18 protein-coding genes are annotated in these 17,687 nt (G+C 68.8%); 11 read left to right on the top strand and 7 right to left on the bottom strand.

The features are described 5' to 3' along the window. Positions 1-8 precede the first annotated feature (8 nt). The 3 genes from R2707_12890 to R2707_12900 are packed head-to-tail and all read left to right on the top strand — an operon-like array spanning position 9 to position 1,720. Positions 9-497: a molybdenum cofactor biosynthesis protein MoaE gene (locus tag R2707_12890; protein MEZ5245988.1), complete on the top strand. Its 489-nt coding sequence runs from the start codon at positions 9-11 to the stop codon at positions 495-497. Continuing rightward, positions 494-703, top strand: a complete 210-nt coding sequence (locus tag R2707_12895; protein MEZ5245989.1) for a hypothetical protein — start codon at positions 494-496, stop codon at positions 701-703. The genes R2707_12890 and R2707_12895 overlap by 4 nt, the downstream gene beginning before the upstream one ends. 3 nt (positions 704-706) lie before the next feature. Continuing rightward, positions 707-1,720 (top strand): rod shape-determining protein, encoded by a 1,014-nt coding sequence (locus R2707_12900; protein MEZ5245990.1) that lies wholly within the window; start codon positions 707-709, stop codon positions 1,718-1,720. A 1-nt stretch (position 1,721) separates the two neighbouring features. Here R2707_12900 and R2707_12905 read toward each other — a convergent pair whose 3' ends face one another. Further along, positions 1,722-2,327, bottom strand: coding sequence for a HEAT repeat domain-containing protein (locus tag R2707_12905; GenBank protein MEZ5245991.1), 606 nt, complete (start codon positions 2,325-2,327; stop codon positions 1,722-1,724). Between the two features lie 112 nt (positions 2,328-2,439). On the opposite strand from R2707_12905, the gene R2707_12910 reads away from it, so the two are divergent. Continuing rightward, positions 2,440-2,883 carry a hypothetical protein gene (locus R2707_12910; GenBank protein ID MEZ5245992.1) on the top strand — a complete coding sequence of 148 codons (444 nt, stop codon included), beginning with the start codon at positions 2,440-2,442 and terminating at the stop codon, positions 2,881-2,883. Positions 2,884-2,903: 20 nt separating this feature from the next. Here the strand turns inward: R2707_12910 and R2707_12915 are convergent, their stop codons facing one another. Next, entirely contained in the window at positions 2,904-3,296 is a 393-nt protein-coding gene (locus R2707_12915) for a hypothetical protein (GenBank protein MEZ5245993.1), read from the bottom strand. On the opposite strand from R2707_12915, the gene R2707_12920 reads away from it, so the two are divergent. From R2707_12920 to R2707_12940, 5 genes are all read left to right on the top strand, one after another. Next, a complete protein-coding gene (locus R2707_12920) occupies positions 3,289-4,437 on the top strand; it encodes a S16 family serine protease (protein ID MEZ5245994.1) in 1,149 nt (382 codons plus the stop codon). The genes R2707_12915 and R2707_12920 overlap by 8 nt on opposite strands. 71 nt (positions 4,438-4,508) lie before the next feature. Beyond that, positions 4,509-6,392, top strand: a complete 1,884-nt coding sequence (locus R2707_12925) for a hypothetical protein (GenBank protein MEZ5245995.1) — start codon at positions 4,509-4,511, stop codon at positions 6,390-6,392. A gap of 61 nt (positions 6,393-6,453) precedes the next feature. Beyond that, on the top strand, positions 6,454-9,465 hold the full coding sequence (locus R2707_12930) for a UPF0182 family protein (GenBank protein MEZ5245996.1): 3,012 nt from the start codon (positions 6,454-6,456) through the stop codon (positions 9,463-9,465). 77 nt (positions 9,466-9,542) lie between these two features. Continuing rightward, positions 9,543-11,144 (top strand): alpha-amylase family glycosyl hydrolase, encoded by a 1,602-nt coding sequence (locus tag R2707_12935; protein ID MEZ5245997.1) that lies wholly within the window; start codon positions 9,543-9,545, stop codon positions 11,142-11,144. A 225-nt stretch (positions 11,145-11,369) separates the two neighbouring features. Beyond that, positions 11,370-11,999 carry a hypothetical protein gene (locus tag R2707_12940; GenBank protein ID MEZ5245998.1) on the top strand — a complete coding sequence of 210 codons (630 nt, stop codon included), beginning with the start codon at positions 11,370-11,372 and terminating at the stop codon, positions 11,997-11,999. Between the two features lie 9 nt (positions 12,000-12,008). Here R2707_12940 and R2707_12945 read toward each other — a convergent pair whose 3' ends face one another. The 4 genes from R2707_12945 to R2707_12960 form a co-directional block, all read right to left on the bottom strand. Beyond that, positions 12,009-13,514 (bottom strand): FMN-binding glutamate synthase family protein, encoded by a 1,506-nt coding sequence (locus R2707_12945; protein MEZ5245999.1) that lies wholly within the window; start codon positions 13,512-13,514, stop codon positions 12,009-12,011. A 38-nt stretch (positions 13,515-13,552) separates the two neighbouring features. Continuing rightward, positions 13,553-14,305, bottom strand: a complete 753-nt coding sequence (locus tag R2707_12950) for a hypothetical protein (protein ID MEZ5246000.1) — start codon at positions 14,303-14,305, stop codon at positions 13,553-13,555. Positions 14,306-14,338: 33 nt separating this feature from the next. After that, complete coding sequence (locus tag R2707_12955; protein ID MEZ5246001.1) at positions 14,339-14,641, bottom strand: hypothetical protein; 303 nt, start codon at positions 14,639-14,641, stop codon at positions 14,339-14,341. Between the two features lie 65 nt (positions 14,642-14,706). Beyond that, positions 14,707-15,222: a GNAT family N-acetyltransferase gene (locus R2707_12960; GenBank protein ID MEZ5246002.1), complete on the bottom strand. Its 516-nt coding sequence runs from the start codon at positions 15,220-15,222 to the stop codon at positions 14,707-14,709. A 125-nt stretch (positions 15,223-15,347) separates the two neighbouring features. Between R2707_12960 and R2707_12965 the strand changes: the two genes are divergently transcribed. Further along, positions 15,348-16,166 (top strand): TauD/TfdA family dioxygenase, encoded by an 819-nt coding sequence (locus R2707_12965; protein ID MEZ5246003.1) that lies wholly within the window; start codon positions 15,348-15,350, stop codon positions 16,164-16,166. Between the two features lie 24 nt (positions 16,167-16,190). Next, the gene (locus R2707_12970) at positions 16,191-17,036 is read left to right on the top strand and encodes a sulfurtransferase (protein ID MEZ5246004.1); all 846 of its coding nucleotides are present in this window, start codon (positions 16,191-16,193) and stop codon (positions 17,034-17,036) included. A gap of 5 nt (positions 17,037-17,041) precedes the next feature. Here the strand turns inward: R2707_12970 and R2707_12975 are convergent, their stop codons facing one another. Continuing rightward, positions 17,042-17,665: a nuclear transport factor 2 family protein gene (locus R2707_12975; protein MEZ5246005.1), complete on the bottom strand. Its 624-nt coding sequence runs from the start codon at positions 17,663-17,665 to the stop codon at positions 17,042-17,044. Positions 17,666-17,687: the final 22 nt, after the last annotated feature.

Consider the following 17,687-nt stretch of genomic DNA (forward strand, 5'->3'; position numbering starts at 1 on the left):
ATTACGGCGTGCTCACACCACCTGAGGACCGCAGCGACTGGCTCGGTCTCACCGAAGACCCACTCCCGGTCGGCCGTGCCGCGGACTGGGCGGTCCTGCCGAGCTGTGGCGCGATGGTGCTCTTCAGCGGAACCGCTCGCGATCACGCCCCCGGGCGAGACGGCGTCGAGCAGCTCGAGTACGAGGCCTACGCCGAGCATGTGGTGCCGCGCCTGGCCGACATCGCGGCGAAGATGCGCGAGCAGTGGCCCACCCTCGGTCGGGTCGTTCTGCTCCATCGCGTCGGCCTGGTCGCCGTCGGCGAGTCCTCCGTGGTGGTCGTCGCGTCGTCCCCCCACCGGCCCGAAGCCTTCGCCGCCGCCCGTTTCGGAATCGACACGCTGAAGGCCTCGGTCCCGATCTGGAAGCGCGAGACCTGGAAGGACGGAGAGTCCTGGGGTCTCGAAGCGCAACACATCACCGACGTCGACGGGCCCGACGCGCAGGTGCCGCGATGAGCACCGCCGCCGTCTTCTTGATCGTCGCCACGCTCGCCGCGGTCGGCGGATCGTTGATGCTCTACTTCGGTCATCGCGTGCGTCAGCCGCGGATGCCGGACTTCCACGAACAGCTGCGGGCCATCGCGCCGCAGAATCCGAAGCGACCCGCGGAGCAACCGAGCGGTATCGTGCCGTTGGAGCATGCCCCCGACGAGGAGCGCTGAACACTGGCACGTGACCTTGCGATCGACCTGGGTACGGCGAACACACTCGTCTACGCCAGAGGAGAGGGCATCGTCTTGAACGAGCCCTCCGTGATCGCGCTCAACAGCCGCAACGGCGAAGTGTTGGCGATGGGTCACGAGGCGTGGCAGATGATCGGACGCACGCCGAGCTACATCGTCGCCGTGCGTCCGCTCCGCAAGGGGGCCATCACCGATTTCGACGTCACCCAGCGCATGATCCGGCTGCTGTTGCAGCGGGTCGGGGTCAGCCGCCTCAATCGCCCGCGGGTCGTGATCTGCGTGCCGTCGGCCATCACGGCGGTGGAGCGTCGAGCGGTGACCGAAGCCGCGAAGCGAGCGGGGGCTGCCGACGCGCGGCTCATCGAGCAGCCGGTGGCGGCGGCGATCGGCGCCGATCTTCCGATCAACGAGCCCATCGGCAACATGGTGATCGACATCGGCGGCGGCACCACCGAGACGGCGCTCATCTCCCTCGGCGGCGTGGTGGCCCTGGAAGCCGTGCGGGTCGGGTCCTTCGACATCGACAACGCCATCCAGGGTTACGTCCGTCGCGAGTACGGCATCGCCGTGGGCGAGCGCACCGCCGAGGAGATCAAGATCGTCCTGGGATCGGCGGATCCCACCGACAACGAGGTCAACGCCGAGGTCCGTGGGCGCGAGCTGATGAGTGGGCTCCCGAAGACCGTCATCCTCACGCCCGGCGAGATCCGTGAGGCGATCGACGAGCCGGTGACGGCGATGGTCGACTCGGTGCTGTCGTGTCTCGCGCAGGCCCCGCCGGAGCTCGCGCAGGATCTGATCGTGCAGGGCATCCATCTGGTCGGCGGCGGCGGAATGCTGAAGGGCATGGACTCCCGTCTGTCACGCGAGGCCGAGGTGCAGGTGCGACTCGTGGACTCGCCGCTCGAAGCGGTGGCGTATGGGGCCGGCCGCGTCATCGAGCACTACGAGTCGGTGCAGGCGATGTTCATGGAGGGCGGCGGGTCCCGCCGCTGACTCACGAGTCCTCGGGGCCGAGGAGTTCTTCGACCGCGTCGCGAACCTGTCGATCCTTGTCGGTCCGGGCTCGCGCCCAGGCCTCGTCGACCTCGGGCCCCTCGAAGGCAACCAGCGCGATGACGGCACGTCGGCGGATCGCCGGCTTGTCGGTGGTGGCATCGAGCAGGGCAGGAAGTCCTCGATCGTCGCCGATGGCGCCGAGGGCGGCGACGGCTGCCTCTCGGGCAAGCGGTTCGTGGTGATTTCGGGCGATGTCGATCAGTGCGTCCATCGCGGCCGGCGCGGGGTCGGCGCGCTCGCCGATCGCCCATGCGGCGGACTCGACCACCATCGGATGGGGGTCGTGCAGGAGCGACGCGATCGGCGGTGCCGGTCGTGACGCGGCGATCTCGAGACCGGCGATCCGCACGGCCGGATCGTCGTCGGTGAGCGTTCGGGCCAGCTCGTCGTCGGTCAGTTCGTCGAGGCGGGCGAGCGCGCGCACCGCGGCGATCCGGACGGTCCCGTCGGGGTCGCCGAGCCCGCGTCGCGCGGTCGTGGTGTCGCCGGTGTGGCCGGCCACTCCCACGGCTCTGCGCCGACCTGCGCCCGACGAGCTGTTCACGACGGTGACACTACCGGTCCGGACCCCGCCGCCGAGCCGCCGGAAACGCTCAAGAGACGCCGGACTCCTGCCGACGGGGTGAACGGCACCCATCCGCGAAGGAGTCGCTTCGATGTCCTACATCGTGATCCACGACGACACCAGCACCGTCCCCCACTACGCCGAGTTCGACGACGTGCAGGCCGCAGCGTCGTATCTCGAGGACCTGGTCACCCGGAACGGGGAGTCCAACGCTCGCCTCTTTGCGCTCGAGCCGGTCGAGTTCGCCGTGAAGTCCTACGTCCGGGTGGAGATCGGCGTCTCGTCGACGGATGCGCCCGCCGCGGTCGAGGATGTCGCCGTCGCACCGACCATGGTCGCCGAGGTGCCCGCGGCCGACGACGCCATCGATGAGATGGCGGACGTGAATGTCGACGACACGGTCGAGGACGACACGGTCGAGTATGTCGAAGCGGCGATGGCGCCGGTCGATGCGTTCTCGCCGGTCGCTCCCATGTCGGAGCACCTCGACGATCTCCCGGGTAGTGAGCCTCGACGGGGATTGTTCGGTCGCTAGGAGTCGATCGGGTGCCTCGGTCAGGCGATCGCCTGCTCGAGCAGGAATCCGGCCGCGAGCACGACGATGCCGATGGTGGCGGCCAGCAGCACACCGATCGTGATGATGATCACGGCGAGCACGATCGCCGCGCGGATGCGTTCCCAGACCCGTACGTAGGCCTTCCGTCCGACCACGGGCTTCTCGACCCCGCGGCGGACGAGTCCCAGTGCCCGCAGGGAATCGAGGACGATCGACGTGTCGTCGTCCTCGTCGAGACGAAGGGCCAGCAGCAGGCCGCTGCGGGCGGTGCGAGTTCCCGCGGTGCCGATACGGCGCTCCGTCATGGCAGGCTGAATCGCCCACGGCGGTCGACTGCCGAGGAACACTCCCGCCACGAGGACGAGCACGAGCACGATGGATGAGGTGAGCACGCCGACGCCGATGTTACCGCCCGCCGACGGGCCGGAGGCACGCGGCGACGCGCCGCCTGGTGGTGGCCGTCTGTTGTGGCGCATCGTCGCCGTGGTCCTCGCGGTCGGCGTGATCGCGCTGTTGGGCGCGCTGATCCCGGTGAAGAGCTTCGCTGCCGTCGTGCCGGGTCAGCGCTTCATCGATCAGGAGCTGGTCGCCCAGAAGCCCGGTTCGGCGCGGCCGACGGCTTCGCGCGTGTCGATCGATGCCGACGGAATCGACGAACCCGATGGCGCGATCCTCTTCACCACCGTCCAACTCGACACGAGCATCTCGATCGCCGACTGGCTCTACGGCGAGTACGACGACGACATCGATCTCCGACCGCGCAGCGACGTCCTGGGCGACCGCAGCGTCGAGGACAATCGCGAACGCAACCTCGAGATGATGCGCGTCTCGAAGGACGCCGCAATCGTCGCCGCGCTGCATCACCTCGGAATCGCGGTCTTCGAGGAAACGGGGCTCGGGATCGACACCGTGCGCGACGACGGACCGGCGCGAGGTTCGTTGGTCGCCGGCGACGTCATCATCGCCGTCGACGATGTGCCCATCACCGGCTTCGCGTCCCTGCAGGACCAGCTGGCCACGAAGTCGCCCGGCGAGTTGGGCGTCATCACGGTGGAGAACATCGACACGTTCGAGACGCGCGACGTCGAGCTGGCATGGGGCGAACATCCGGACCGACCCGGCGATGCCTACATCGGCGTGAACGTCGTCCCCCGCCAGGAGGAACTCCCGCTCCCGTTCGACATCGAGATCGACTCCGGGTCGATCGGAGGTCCGTCGGCCGGTCTCGCGTTCACCCTCACCATCCTGGATCTGCTGACCGCCGGCGAGCTGACCGGTGGTCTCGATGTGGCTGTGACCGGCACCATCACGGGCGATGGGATGGTGGGACCGATCGGCGGTGTCGGGCAGAAGGCGGCGGCCGCGCGCGAGGCCGGTGCCGCCGCGTTCATCGTGCCGGTGCAGAACGTGGACGAGGCCGAACCGCATGCCGGGTCGATGCCGATCATCGGCGTCGCGACCCTCGACGATGCGCTCGCGGCCCTGGCGTCCCTCGGCGGTGAGACGGAGAACCTGACGCTGGTCGCGAGCTGAGACGCTCGGGTCGAGCGGGGCGCGGTGGGGGATACCCACGCCGGGTCGCCGTCGCTCATAGCATCGGATCTGTGAATCCGCCTGCTGACGACCTCGACCCGTCGCGCCTGGAAGCTGCGACGTTCGATCTGGTTCGCCGCGGCTTCGACCCGACCGCAGTGCGCGCGGAGCTGCAGCGCGCCGCCCAGGAGATCCGTCGCCTCCGGCTCGACCGAGATGAGTTGGCCGGCCGGCTGGCGGAGTTCGACGGCGTGTCGTCGGAGCATCTCGAGGCTCATCGGGTCGCCGAGGCCCTCGGGGTCGAGGCGACGCAGGTGATCGAGGCGGCGCATCACGCCGCGAGAGAACGCGCCGAACGCGCCGAACGCGAGGCCGACGCAGTGCGCGACGAGGCGCTGGCCGCTGCGGAGCAGATGCGAGACGAGGCCAGCGCGGCACGGGAGGAACTCCTCGAAGCGGCTCGCCGCGAAGCGGAGCAAGTCATCGAAGAAGGTCGCGTCCGGGGCCGCGACATGGTGGCGGAGGCGCAAACGGTGCGCGAGCGGATGCTGCGTGACCTCGCCCGCAAACGTCAGACGGGGCGAGCCCAGGTCGAGCAGCTCCGGGCGGGCCGTGATCGTCTCCTCGAATCGTTGTCGGTGGCGCAGGGAAGCCTCGACACCGCAGTCGACGATCTCGTGCGCGCCGTGCCCGAGGCGCGGTCGGCGGCAGAGCGCGCCGGGCTTCGGGTGACCTCCGAACCGACCCCGACTCCCGAGGAACTCGAGGGAGAGATCGAGGCCGCCCGCCTGGTCGGCCACCCGCTCGTCGACGACATCCCCGATCCGGGTCCGGTCGAGGACGCGTTCACCACCGGTGAGATGGAGTCGCTGTCCCATCTCGACCTGCTCCAGGAGGAGCCCTCCGATTCCGGGGTGACCCGGACCGACGTCGAGATCGAGGAAGAAGGCCCGGCCGACGACGAGGTCCCGGCTGACGACGAGGTCCCGGCTGACGACGAGGTCCCGGCAGACGACGAAGCCGTTGAACTCTACGATGTCGAGGACGAGGACGAGGTCCCGTCCGACGACGAGGACGCAGAGCCCGAGCCCGAGCCCGAGCCCGAGCGCGAGCCGGAGCCGGAGCTGGAGCCTGAGCCGGAATCTGACGACGAACCGGAACCGTCCGGCGATGGTGCGGCTGTCGAGGACGTCTTCGCGAAGCTCCGCTCGGCTCAGGAGTCGATCGACGTCCCCGAACCCGCACCGGAGCCCGAGCCTGAGCCCGAGCCTGAGCCTGAGCCTGAGCCTGAGCCTGAGCCTGAGCCCGAGCCCGAGCCCGAGCCCGAGCCCGAGCCGGTGGGCCTCGATGTCGCTCGTGCCGGCGCTCGCAAGTCGGCCGCCGATGCGGCCGCGAAGGCGATGAAGAAGGTGCTGGTCGAAGAGCAGGGGACGCTGCTCGACGGTGTGCGGCGCAGCGGGGCCGCCGCGCTCGGTTTCGTGATCGATGATCCTGCGGGGCATCGCAGCACTTACGAGACCGCGGCCGCCGTGGCCCTCGAGGAACTGGCCGTGACCCTCGGGGGGTCGAAGCGGCTCAACCTGTCCGAAGCGTTCGACCACATCGATGCCATCGCTCTCGAGCCGGTGCTGCAGCGGTTGCGTGATGTCGCCGAGCGGGTCGACGATGCCGACGAGTTGTCCGACACGGTCCGTGCGCTCTACCGCGAGTCCCGAAACCGCCGACTCGACGAGGCGGCCGCCGCTGCGGCGGTGGCGGTCGACGGACTCGTGACGATCGCAACCCACAAGGGTCCGGTCGTGTGGATGATGGAGTCCGGCGGCCCCTGTGGACCGGATTGCGCCGACAACGCACTTGCCGGTGCGGTGACCGCCGGTGACGAGTTCCCCACCGGGGATCGGCATCCGCCCGCCCACACGACCTGCACCTGTTGGTTGGCCCCGGCCCCCGACTGACGAGGCGCGAATCCGCTCCTCGACTCCGTCTGTGGGTGGGCTGCCGATAGTGTGCTGACACATGCGCGCTGCTGATGATCTCCCCCGTCGCGAAAGCGGTCGTCTGAGCGGTCGCGGCCGCGTCGTCGCGGTGATCGCCGTCATCGTGGTGATGGTGCTCGTGGCGTCGCTGTCGGGGATCGCTGGCTTCTACACCGACTACCTGTGGTTCGATGCCCTCGACCGGGCGTCCGTCTGGCGGCAGGTTCTCGGCGCGAAGGTGGCCTTGACCCTGATCTTCGGCGGCGTGTTCTTCGTCTTCATGTGGCTCAACCTGTTCCTCACCGACCGGGCGGCACCGACCTTTCGTCCGGCCGGCCCGGAAGAGGAACTGCTGGCCCGCTACCACGATGTCGTGGCAGGTCGGAAGGGCCTCGTCCGCACCGGTGTGGCCGCCGTGTTCGCCCTGGTCGCGTCGGCCGGCGTCTCCGGTCGATGGGAGGACTGGCTGCTGTTCACCAACCGCCAGGACTTCGGCATCGACGACCCGCAGTTCGGCGTCGATCTCGGGTTCTATGTCTTCCAGTTGCCGTTTCTGAGCTTCGTGGTCGGCTGGGCGTTCGCCAGCTTCGTCATCATCTTCATCCTCACCGCGATCAGTCACTATCTCAACGGGTCGATCCGGGTCACCGCTGTCTCGGGAAGCCGGGCCACGCCGACGGTGAAGGTGCACCTCTCGGCCATCCTGGCCGTCCTCGCACTGATCAAGGCCGCCGACTACTGGCTCGACCGCTACGAGCTCACGGTCTCGAGCCGGGGCGTGGTCGACGGCGCGCTCTACACCGACGTCAACGCCCAGTTGCCGGCCATCTACCTCCTGATCGCGATCTCGCTCTCCGCAGTGGTGTTGCTCGTGATCAACCTGCGTCTGCGGGGATGGACCATGCCGGTCCTCGCGGTCGGTCTGTGGGCATTCACCGCCATCGTGGTCGGGGGCATCTACCCGGCGTTCGTGCAGCGATTCCAGGTCGAGCCCAACGAGACCACCCGCGAGGCCGAGTTCGTCGACCGCAACATCGCCGCCACGCAGTACGCGTTCGGACTCGACACCATCCAGCAACGTGAGTTCGACTACACCGACGAGCTGACCGCCGACCAGATCCGGGACAACGCCGTCACCGTGGCCAACGCCCGCCTTCTCGACCCGGTCGCCGTGCACCCCACGTTCGAGCGGGAGCAGACCGAGCGCGACTTCTACCGCTTCGTCGGTGTCGACACCGAGCCCGATGTCGCCAACGCCGGCACCGCGCTCGACACCGACCGCTATGTCATCGACGGTGAGTTGCGTCAGGTGATCGTCGGTGCGCGTGAGCTACAACTCGACAGCAACCTGAGCTGGGAACGAGAGCATGTGCGCCTCACCCACGGCTACGGCCTGGCCATGGCGACGGCCAACACCCCCACGTCCTCGGGAAGCCCCGACTTCGTGGTGTCGGGCCTGCCCACGGCGGTCGACGAGTCGCTGGAGTCGGTCATCGATCGGCCGCAGCTCTATCACGGCGAGGATCTCGCGGGCTACGCGCTCGTCGACACGACCGTCCCAGAGATCGATTATGTCGACAGCGAGACGGGCGCCGACGTTCCTTACGAGTACGACGGAACCGGCGGCGTCTCGATGGGATCGTTCATCCGTCAGGCGGCCTTCGCGCTGCGGTTCCGCCAGATCGATCCGCTGATCTCGAACTTCGTCGACGGCGACACTCGGATCATCTACAACCGCGACGTCCACAACCGGGTGGAGGCCCTCGCCCCGTTCCTGTCGTTCGACGCCGATGCATATCCCGTCATCGTCGATGGCAGCGTCTACTACGTCATCGACGGCTACACCACGTCCGACCGGTTCCCCTACAGCCAGAACAGCGAGAACGGCCGCCTGGCCGAAGGTGGGCTCGCCGGCTCGTCGTTCAACTATGTGCGCAACTCGGTGAAGGCCGTGGTCGATGCCTACGACGGCACGGTCTGGTTCTACGTGATGCCGGTCGAGGACCCGATCGTGCGGGCGTGGCAGAACGCCTTCCCGGAGCTCTTCTCGGATTTCGAGGAGATGCCCGACGAGTTGCGTGATCATCTGCGCTACCCGCAGGACCTGTTCCGGGTGCAGACCAACATGTATGCCAGATATCAGGTCGACGACGCCGAAGCGCTCATCATCGGCACCGAGGCGTGGGCCGTCGCCCAGGACCCCGGTCGATCGGTGCGCGCCGGTGGCACCTCGGAAACGTCGACCGACGAGTCGGGCGTGGTCACCACGAGCGAGAAGCGGGTCAACCCGTACTACTCCCTCCTGACGCTTCCCGGTGAGGACGATCCGTCGTTCGTCACGCTGCGCACCTTCGTCCCGTTCGCCGACGACGACGGGCGAAAGGAGCTCGAGGCGTTCATGGTCGGTGAAACCACCGCCGATGGGTCCTCGCGTCTCGTCAGCTACGAGGTGACCAGCGCGTCGGCTCCCGGTCCGGTACTCGTGGCGACCAGCGTCGCGCAGAACGACCAGATCGCGCAGCTCCTGACGCTGCTCAACGCCAGCGGTTCCACGGTCGAGTTCAGCGACGTCCTCCTGCTTCCGATCGACAACGGGATCCTGTGGGTGCGCTCGCTCTATGTCGCCGCCGAAGGCACGAGCGTGCCGACGCTCGAGAACGTGATCGTGTCGGTGGGCGAGGGCGAACAGCTCGCCATCGGCTCGACCCTCGAGGAGGCGCTCGAGAACCTCTTCCCGGGTGAGGAGTTCGGGGACCTGCTCGACGGCCCCGCCGGCGGCGCAGTGACGACGCCGACGACACCGACGACGCCGACGACGCCGACGACCACCACCGCGCCGCCCACCGACGAACTTCCCGCCACGCTGGAGGACCTCGTCATCGAGATCGGCGATCTCTGGCGCGAGTCGAACGATGCGCTCGCCCAGGATCCGCCCGACCGGGTGGCATCCGCCGAGGCGTTGGCGCGGATCGACGAACTCCTCGCCTACAGCCGCACACTGACCGGCACGGAACCGCCCGAGCCGGTCGACCCGGGCGAGGTCGACAGCTGAGCCTTCGGCGGCAGCTGCTCACCGACATCTACGGCTCGGCGGCCGACGATGCCGTCGTTGCCCGCCTCGAGGCGCTCGTGGCGGCCGCTCGGCGTTCACCCCGTCTGCCGCGATGGTCCGAACGAGATGCGTGGCTCATCTGTTATCCGGATCAGTTCGGGCCTTCCGGGATCGGCGGGGTCCGTCAGGTCGTCGGGGCGCTGGCCCCGGAGATCAACGGCGTGCACCTGCTGCCGTTCCACCCGTCGTCGAGCGACGGCGGGTTCAGCGTCGAGGACTACGCCGTCGTCGATCCCGCCGTCGGCACCTGGCGCGACATCGAAGCGCTGGCCTCCGACACTCGGCTCATGGCCGATGCGGTCATCAACCATGTCTCGGCGCAGGGCGCCTGGTTCCGTGCCCATCTCGCCGGCGATGCCGCCTTCGTCGACTTCTTCTTCGTCGTCCCCGACGGCGCCGACCTCTCCGCCGTCGCCCGGCCGCGTCCCGGGCCCCCGGTGACGCGTTTCGTTCGCAACGACGGCTCCGAGGCCGACTACTGGACGACCTTCAGCGCCGATCAGGTCGATCTCGACTATCGGTCGCCCGACGTCCTGCTCGCGGTCTGCGAGGCGGTCTTCCGCTTCGTTGCGGCCGGTGCCTCGGCGGTCCGGCTCGACGCCGTCGCGTTCTTGTGGAAGGACGCAGCGACCACCTCGATGCATCTTCCCCAGACCCACTCCGTCGTCGCGCTGCTGCGTGACTGCCTCGACGAGATCGATCCCGGGGTGGTGTTGATCACCGAGACCAATGTCCCGCACGCCGACAACGTCGCCTACCTCGGAACCCCCGAGCGGCCGGGAGCCCACGCCGTCTACCAGTTCACCCTCGCCCCGCTCGTGCTCCATGCGCTCCACACGGGCGACACCGATCCGCTGTGCCGCTGGATCACCGAGATCAGCCTGCCGCCGGGCACCACCGTCATGAACTTCCTCGCGAGCCACGACGGGGTCGGCGTTCGGCCGGCGAAGGGCTGGCTGACGGTCGATCAGGTCGCCGCCCTCGCGGGCCGATGTGTCGAAGCCGGAGGCCGGGTGAACGAGGCTGCGACGCCGGGCGGCTCCGAGCCCTATGAGCTCGCGGCGACATGGCGAAGCCTGTGCGAGGTCGGTGTGGGCGCGCCCTTCGATGCCGACGAGTTGGCGGCCCGTATCGTCGCGGGGCATTCGATCGCCCTCGCCCTCGTGGGGATCCCCCTGCTCTACGTGCATTCGCCCGCCGCGTCGCCCAACGCGTTCGACCGCGTCGACGCGTCGGGCGTGCCGAGGGACCTCAACCGTGGCCGTTTCCCCTCGCCGCAGGAGTACCTCGACGCGCTCGAGCGCGATCCGATCGGGAGTCGGGTGTGGCCACGATTGCGCGAGATGCTCGTGTGGCGTCGCGAACGTCGTGCCTTTCATCCCGAGGCCGAGCAAGAGCTGGTCGATGCTCCCGCAGGCGTCGTCGCGATCCGGCGCGGTACGGGGACCGACACCGCGCTCGTGGTCACCAACCTCACCGCTGCGGCCCGTTCGGTGCCGATCGGTCCGGGGTGGGAGCGCATGGATGACCGGACCCCGATCGGCCCGACGGTCGAGCTCGGGCCATGGGCGGTGCGGTGGTTGGCCCGGACCGAGGCCGGCACTGTGTCGGCGCCCTGACGCAACGAGCGTCACGCTGCTGACAACGCGGTGTCCTGGCGTCCGGCAGAGTGGGAAGTGTTCTGGGGCGGCGGTCCCGGGAACTCGGGTGTGGCGCGGCGGCTTCCACCCGAGCCCTCGTGCCATCGGGTCTCTCTTCGGAGGGACCCGATGTCGCGTCAGGGTGGCGGTATGACGTCCGATCCCCCGACTACCGTTGCCGCGAGTCAACCGGAGGTCCCCGCCATGCCCCGATCGTCATCTCGCCGTCGTTTCCTCGCACGACTGATCGCCGTCCTCGGCGTGGTCTCGTTGTTCGCTGCCGCGTGCGGCGACGACGGTGACGGCGGTGGTGACGGGAGTCCGGCCACGAACACCGCCGCGCCCGGCGACGCGACGACAACCACCACCGCGCCGGCGACCACGGCACCACCGCCCGAGTCGGGCGAACAGCTGGATCTCCAGCTCAACGTGGTCGAGTTCGGCGACGACGGGTTCGTCGAGATCATCAACACGGGTGCCGAACCGGTCACGCTCGCGGGCATCTACATCTGTGAGTTCCCCGACTACGCCGATCTCGGCGACGTCGCAGAGATCGCATCCCTCGAGGCTGGTGCAACCCTGCGCATCCCTGCGGCGGTCCTCGGCGGGCTGAGCAGCGAGGACGGCGAAGCGGCGCTCTACGCGGGCGACGACTTCACGTCGTCCGACGCCATGCTGTCCTATGTGCAGTGGGGCGTCGGCGAACACGAGCGGGCGTCCGTCGCCGTCGACGCCGGACTGTGGCCCTCGGTCGACGTGTTCGTCACGCCCGACCCGGCCTTCAACTCGATCGAGTCGGGTGGATTCGCGGCCGACCCCGAAGGTTGGAGCTGACGCCGCTGGTCAGCCGCTCAGCGCCGCAGCGAGCTGGGCGCGGCGGGCGTCGTCGAACCAGTCGGCGTTGAGCCCGAATGCCTCAGCCGCGTCGAGCATGTGACCGTCGGTGCCGCGGATGGCGATCTGGTCCAGCCGGATGAGGCTCGGGTGTTCGACGCCCATCGCGTGGCACAGCGAGCGGAGATCGTGGCGGAACGAACGCACATAGCCCGCGACGCGGACCGACTTGTTGGTGGGGTCGAGCCCTCGCGCCAGGCGTGCCTGCTGGGTGGCCACGCCGGTCGGGCAGTAGCCGGTGTGGCACTTCTGGGCCTGGATGCAGCCGACTGCCAACATGGCCTCTCGGGCGACGTTGACGAGGTCGACGCCCATCGCCATGGCGATGGCCGCGTCGGGAACGAAGCCGAGCTTGCCGGATCCGATGAAGGTGGTGTCGTGGTGGAGTCCGTGTCGGGCGAAGGCGTCGAACACGAGCGGGAAGCCGTCGCGGAACGGCAGCGCCACATGATCGGAGAAGACCAGCGGTGCGGCACCCGTGCCGCCCTCGCCACCGTCGACGGTGACGAAGTCGGGCCCGCTGCCGGTCTCGGCCATTGCCTCGGCGAGTTCGTCCCAGAATCGGGATTCGCCGACCGCGCTCTTGATCCCGACGGGCACGCCGGTGGCAGCAGCGATCCGTTCGACGAAGGCGATGAGACCGCGCACGTCGTCGAACTCGACGTGGCGGCTGGGGCTGTGGACGGTGATTCCCACCGGGACACCCCGGGCCGACGCGATCTCGTCGGTGACCTTCGCGCCGGGGAGCACGCCGCCCAGGCCCGGTTTGGCGCCCTGGCTCAGCTTCACCTCGATCGCCTTGACCGGAGCATCGGCCATCGACGCGAGCAATGCGTCGATCGAGAATCGGCCGTCGTGGCCACGGGCACCGAACATGCCCGTCCCGATCTGGAAGACCAGGTCACCGCCGTTGCGGTGATGGGAGCTGATCCCACCCTCGCCGGTGTTGTGGAGGCAGCCGGCCATCCCCGCTCCCTTGTTGAGCGCCTCGATGGCGGGTCCGGAGAGCGAGCCGAAGCTCATGGCCGAGATGTTGATGATCGACTCGGGGCGGAAGGCGCCCGGCCGACCGGTCCGTGCGCCGAGCACCTTGGCGCCGGCGAGATCGTCCAGTCGGTCGTCGGCCGAGGGCGCGAGCGGGAATGCCGCGTGGCGGAAGAACGGATATCCGGGAGCATCGAGGCTGTTGTCGGTGCCGAAACCGAAATAGGAGTTCTCGCCCTTGGCGCTGGCGTAGACCCATCGGCGCTGGTCGCGGCTGAACGGTCGTTCCTCGTCGTTGTCGGTGACGATGTACTGCCGGAGTTCGGGCCCGATCCGTTCGAGGATGTAGCGGAGATGGCCGATGACCGGGTAGTTGCGCAGGATGGCGTGGTGCTTCTGGGTGAGGTCGTAGACGACGATCATGCCGAAACCGACGGCCACCACCAGCACGACCCACAGCCACCACGACATTCCCGCAACCTAGTGCCGGCTGCCGGCCCCAACGGGTTTCAGTCGAGATCCGCGAGTGCCTCGCGCAGCGCGGCCACCGCTGCGGCTCCTGCCTCTTCGGCGGCGGCCAGCTCGGCTCGAGCCTGCCGGAGTTCGTCTCTGGCGATGTCGAGCACTTCGGCGCCGTTGCCGTCGTCGAAACTCGCGGGCGTGACGGCAAGGACGTCGTCGGCGGTTCCGTCGGTCGCGGCTTCGGCCGCGGCCAGATGCTCGAGCGACGCGTCTCGGTGCGCCTGCGCGGCGGTCACGTCGGCACCGGCGCGGCCTGCCGCGGTGATGGCGGTGTCGAGTTCGCCGATCATGCTCCGGCCGATACCGACGCCGGCCTCGACGCGGTCGGTGCCAACGGTCAGATGAGCCTGTGGCAGGACCACGAGGTACACGCGATGGTCCGGCGCGATCGTGGCGCAGAGCGTCGTCACGGTCACGCGGTCGGTCGCGGTCGACAGTTCCCGATCGAGTGCGGTCAACCTCGCCTCGGTGTCGCCCACGATGGCGGCGATGGCTGCGTCGTGTGCTTCCGTCACGGCGGCGACGCCGTCGATCGATGCCCGGGTCCGGGCCAGGCTGTCGAGGCGCTGACCGACGGCGGCCTGGCAGCGTTCGCGGAGCTCGGCGAACCGTTGCTCGTCCGTCCTCGACGCGCCCCGCTCCGGTGTCGTGTCGTCCTGCGCCGTTGCGGGAGTCGCCACGGCGAGTGCGAGACAGCCGGTCAGGGCGGCAGTGATCAGTCGTGCGACGTGTCGGTTCATCGGTTTCTCCTTTGTGGGGTCGTGAGGATGCGGTCAGTCGTCATCGCCGGTCCGGGCCAGGTGCTGGGCATCATCGTCGGCGTCGAGATCGTCGGCGATCCCGTCGATCTGGGTGACGAGATCCGCGAGCAGGCCGTCGACCGCGTCGAGGGCCGAGTCGGCATCGAGTGTCTCGGTCGCCTGAGGGGGCGGTGTGGTGCTGGTGGGCACCGGGACCGTCGTGGTCGCGGTGACGCTCGGTGAGGGTGCGGAGTCGCGGCACGAGGTGGCCACGAGTGTGGCGACGACCACCACGGTGGCGAGGCGGGTGCGGCGGCGAACTCTGGCGGCGACCATGACCTCGATCGTGGACGGGACTCACCAAGGACCGACGAGGAAGATGTGAGGAAGTCGTGAACGGATCAGCGGGTGCGCTGGATCTCCCAGACGTTCTGCATCTGCCCGTGGACGAGGCGTTCCTCGGCCAAGCGGAAGCCGAGCTTGTGCAGCGTGGCCTCGCTTCCTTCGTTGGCGGGATGGGTCACGGCGTGGATGAGATCGCCCGGGTAGCGGTCCCACGCGTCCAACAGGATCACGTGGCCCGCCTCGGTGGCGTAGCCCTCGCGCCAGAAGCGCCGGGCGATCGTGAAGCCGAAGTCCACCGACGCGCCCTCGACCCCGAAGAGGTGTTGCAGGCCCGCCTCGCCGATCAATCCACCGGTCTCGGCGTCGCGGATGGCCCACAGCCCCCAGCCTTCCGCTCGCCAGCAACGGGCGGCCGCGGCGAGCGCCGACTTCGTCTGCTCGCGGGACCGGGTGCCGCCGTCGACGAATTCCATGACGGCCTCGTCGTCGTAGAGCGCGCTGATCTCGTCGAGATCCGCGATGCCCAACGGCATGAGGACGGTGCGACGGGTTCGCAGCGAAGGTGCGCTCACCCCCTGATCGTGTCACCCTTGGACGGCGAACGGGAGGGGAATCGCCGACTTCCGCGTGAATCGCAAGTCGGCGGGTGTTCCCTGAGCGGCATCTCGCGCCCGGTCCAGGCGTCCAGGAGACACACATGACACTCGAGATCACCCCACTGAACGGCTACTTCGGCGCCGAGGTGTCCGGTGTCGACATGGCCGATGTCGACGACGCGACTCGCGACGAACTCCGCGCGGCATGGCTCCGACACAAGGTGCTGGTGTTGCGCGATCAGCAGATCTCGATCGAGCAACACATCGCGTTCGGCCGACTGTTCGGCGATCTCGAGATCCATCCGTTCACCGAGGGGATCGAGGGGTATCCCGAGATCGTGATGCTCGAGGCCGGTGGCGATAGCGGGAAGCGGTTCGTCGCGGCAGGGTGGCACTCCGACGTCACGTGGCGGGCCGAGCCGTCGATGGGTTCGATCCTGCGGGGACGGGTGATTCCCGACGTCGGCGGCGACACCTGTTTCGCCGATGCGACCGCGGCCTACGAGCGCCTGCCCCAAGACATCAAGGACGTGGTCGACGATGCCTTCGCGATCCACGACTACGCGCGCGTCTTCGCGTCGCGGGTGGCGCCCGAGGAGAAGGAGGAGATCAACGCGAAGTACCCGCCGCAGCGACATCCGGTGATCCGCACCCATCCGGAGACCGGCGCCCGCGGCATCTACACGAACACCGGATTCACCTCGCACATCGAGGGGATGAGTCCGGAGGAGTCGGAACGGATCCTGCGTCGTCTCGAACGTCAGATCATGGATCCGAGCGTTCAGATCCGGGTGAAGTGGCGGCCCGACACCTTCGTCATGTGGGACAACCGTGCGGTGCAACATGCCGCGACGACCGACTTCTTCCCGGCGCACCGGGTGATGGAGCGGGTGACCGTGATCGGCGACCGGCCCTTCTGACGAAGTGGCGTAACGTCGACGTTCATGAACTTCGGCCCGATCGTCAGTTCCGAGTGGCTCGACCAGCATCTTCACGCCGAAGGGCAGGTGGTGGTGGACCTGCGCTGGTCGGTGGCCGACGGACCGAAGCGGGCCGACTACGAGCGCGGCCACATCCCCGGGGCGGTGTTCGCCGACCTCGACGTGGACCTTTCCGGTGCCGCCTCGGACGCGGCGGGCCGTCACCCGCTGCCGACGCCCCTGCATTTCGGCGAGGCGATGTCGCGCCTCGGCATCGGTGACCGCACCCGCGTCGTCGTCTACGACGATGCCGGCGGCCTCGTCGCCGCTCGGCTCTGGTGGATGCTGGATGTGCTCGGTCGAGAGGTGGCGGTGCTCGACGGGGGGATCCAGGCATGGTCGGGGAAGCTGTCGAAGGCGAAGCCCGGTCCGGCCGACGCCGCGTTCACCCCGCGGCCCTGGCCCGACCGGGTCCGGGTGTCTCCCGACGAGGTCGCTGCCGCGCTCGGCGGTGATCTCGTGCTGATCGATGCCCGTTCGGCCGAGCGCTACGCCGACGGCAGCGAGATCGACCCGCGGCCGGGCCACATCCCCGGCGCGCAGAGCGTGCCGGCCGGGTCGAACCTCGAGGACGGCTACTGGAGGTCACCTCGGGCGTTGCGCGAGCTCTACGAGGCCGTGGATGCCGACGGCGACAACGTCGTCGCGTATTGCGGGAGCGGCGTGACCGCGTGTGCCGACCTGTTGGGCCGGCGCTTGGCGGGACTTCCCGACGGTCGGCTCTATCCGGGCTCGTGGTCCCAGTGGGGCGCCGACGAGGACCGGCCGGCGAGCACCGGCCCGATGCCGCTCGGTCCGACGCCCGCCTAGGCCGATCACCGCACGCGGATCCGTGGGTCGGGCGAACCGCGACGCATGGTCGCGAGGAACTCCTCGAGCGGCGCGGGAGCGGCGACCTGTGGTTCATCGTCGCCCGGCGGGTGGGCCCAGAACTCCTCCCACGACGGGAACAGGTCGTGGAAGGCGCCGTCGTAACGTTCGCGGTCGGGCCATCGCATCTTCTCGGGCCCGATCGGCGGCCGGTTCAGATCGGTCGCGTACCAGTAGCACGGGAGGCGTCGGCGGAAGAACCAGCGACCCTCGATGCGTTCGTAGTCGTCCCAGTAGAGCATCTGCATGATGACCCACTCGTCGCCGGTCTCGTGCTCGTTCTTCGAGTACACGACCCCGTGGGCATGGTCGGGGTCGTCGAACTCGATGACATGGTTCCCGATGTGATGCGCCGTGCCGGTGAACTGCAACCGCAGCGTGTCGTCGAGCCATCGCTTGAGATGGGCGCGTCCGGTCTGATCGCGGCTCACCCGGATGTCGGGCGCGAAGAGGTTGACGTGGGCGTCGAGGTCGCGCATGTCGAGCGACAGGGCGTACTTCGCGACGAGTTGGCGGATCTCGTCGAGTGACTCCAGACGGTCGATGCGTGCTTCGAGATCAGTGGCCATGTCGGCTCCTTCGTCGGTCTTC

Source organism: Acidimicrobiales bacterium, assembly GCA_041394245.1.
Classification (GTDB): domain Bacteria; phylum Actinomycetota; class Acidimicrobiia; order Acidimicrobiales; family Aldehydirespiratoraceae; genus JAJRXC01.

Excerpts from the sequence above, each read along its gene's own strand:
- R2707_12955 (MEZ5246001.1), bottom strand. The coding sequence starts at position 14,641 with ATGGTCGCCGCCAGAGTTCGCCGCCGCACCCGCCTCGCCACCGTGGTG.
- R2707_12950 (MEZ5246000.1), bottom strand. The coding sequence starts at position 14,305 with ATGAACCGACACGTCGCACGACTGATCACTGCCGCCCTGACCGGCTGT.
- R2707_12940 (MEZ5245998.1), top strand. The coding sequence starts at position 11,370 with ATGCCCCGATCGTCATCTCGCCGTCGTTTCCTCGCACGACTGATCGCC.
- R2707_12945 (MEZ5245999.1), bottom strand. The coding sequence starts at position 13,514 with ATGTCGTGGTGGCTGTGGGTCGTGCTGGTGGTGGCCGTCGGTTTCGGC.
- R2707_12975 (MEZ5246005.1), bottom strand. The coding sequence starts at position 17,665 with ATGGCCACTGATCTCGAAGCACGCATCGACCGTCTGGAGTCACTCGAC.
- R2707_12930 (MEZ5245996.1), top strand. The coding sequence starts at position 6,454 with ATGCGCGCTGCTGATGATCTCCCCCGTCGCGAAAGCGGTCGTCTGAGC.
- R2707_12895 (MEZ5245989.1), top strand. The coding sequence starts at position 494 with ATGAGCACCGCCGCCGTCTTCTTGATCGTCGCCACGCTCGCCGCGGTC.
- R2707_12970 (MEZ5246004.1), top strand. The coding sequence starts at position 16,191 with ATGAACTTCGGCCCGATCGTCAGTTCCGAGTGGCTCGACCAGCATCTT.
- R2707_12910 (MEZ5245992.1), top strand. The coding sequence starts at position 2,440 with ATGTCCTACATCGTGATCCACGACGACACCAGCACCGTCCCCCACTAC.
- R2707_12965 (MEZ5246003.1), top strand. The coding sequence starts at position 15,348 with ATGACACTCGAGATCACCCCACTGAACGGCTACTTCGGCGCCGAGGTG.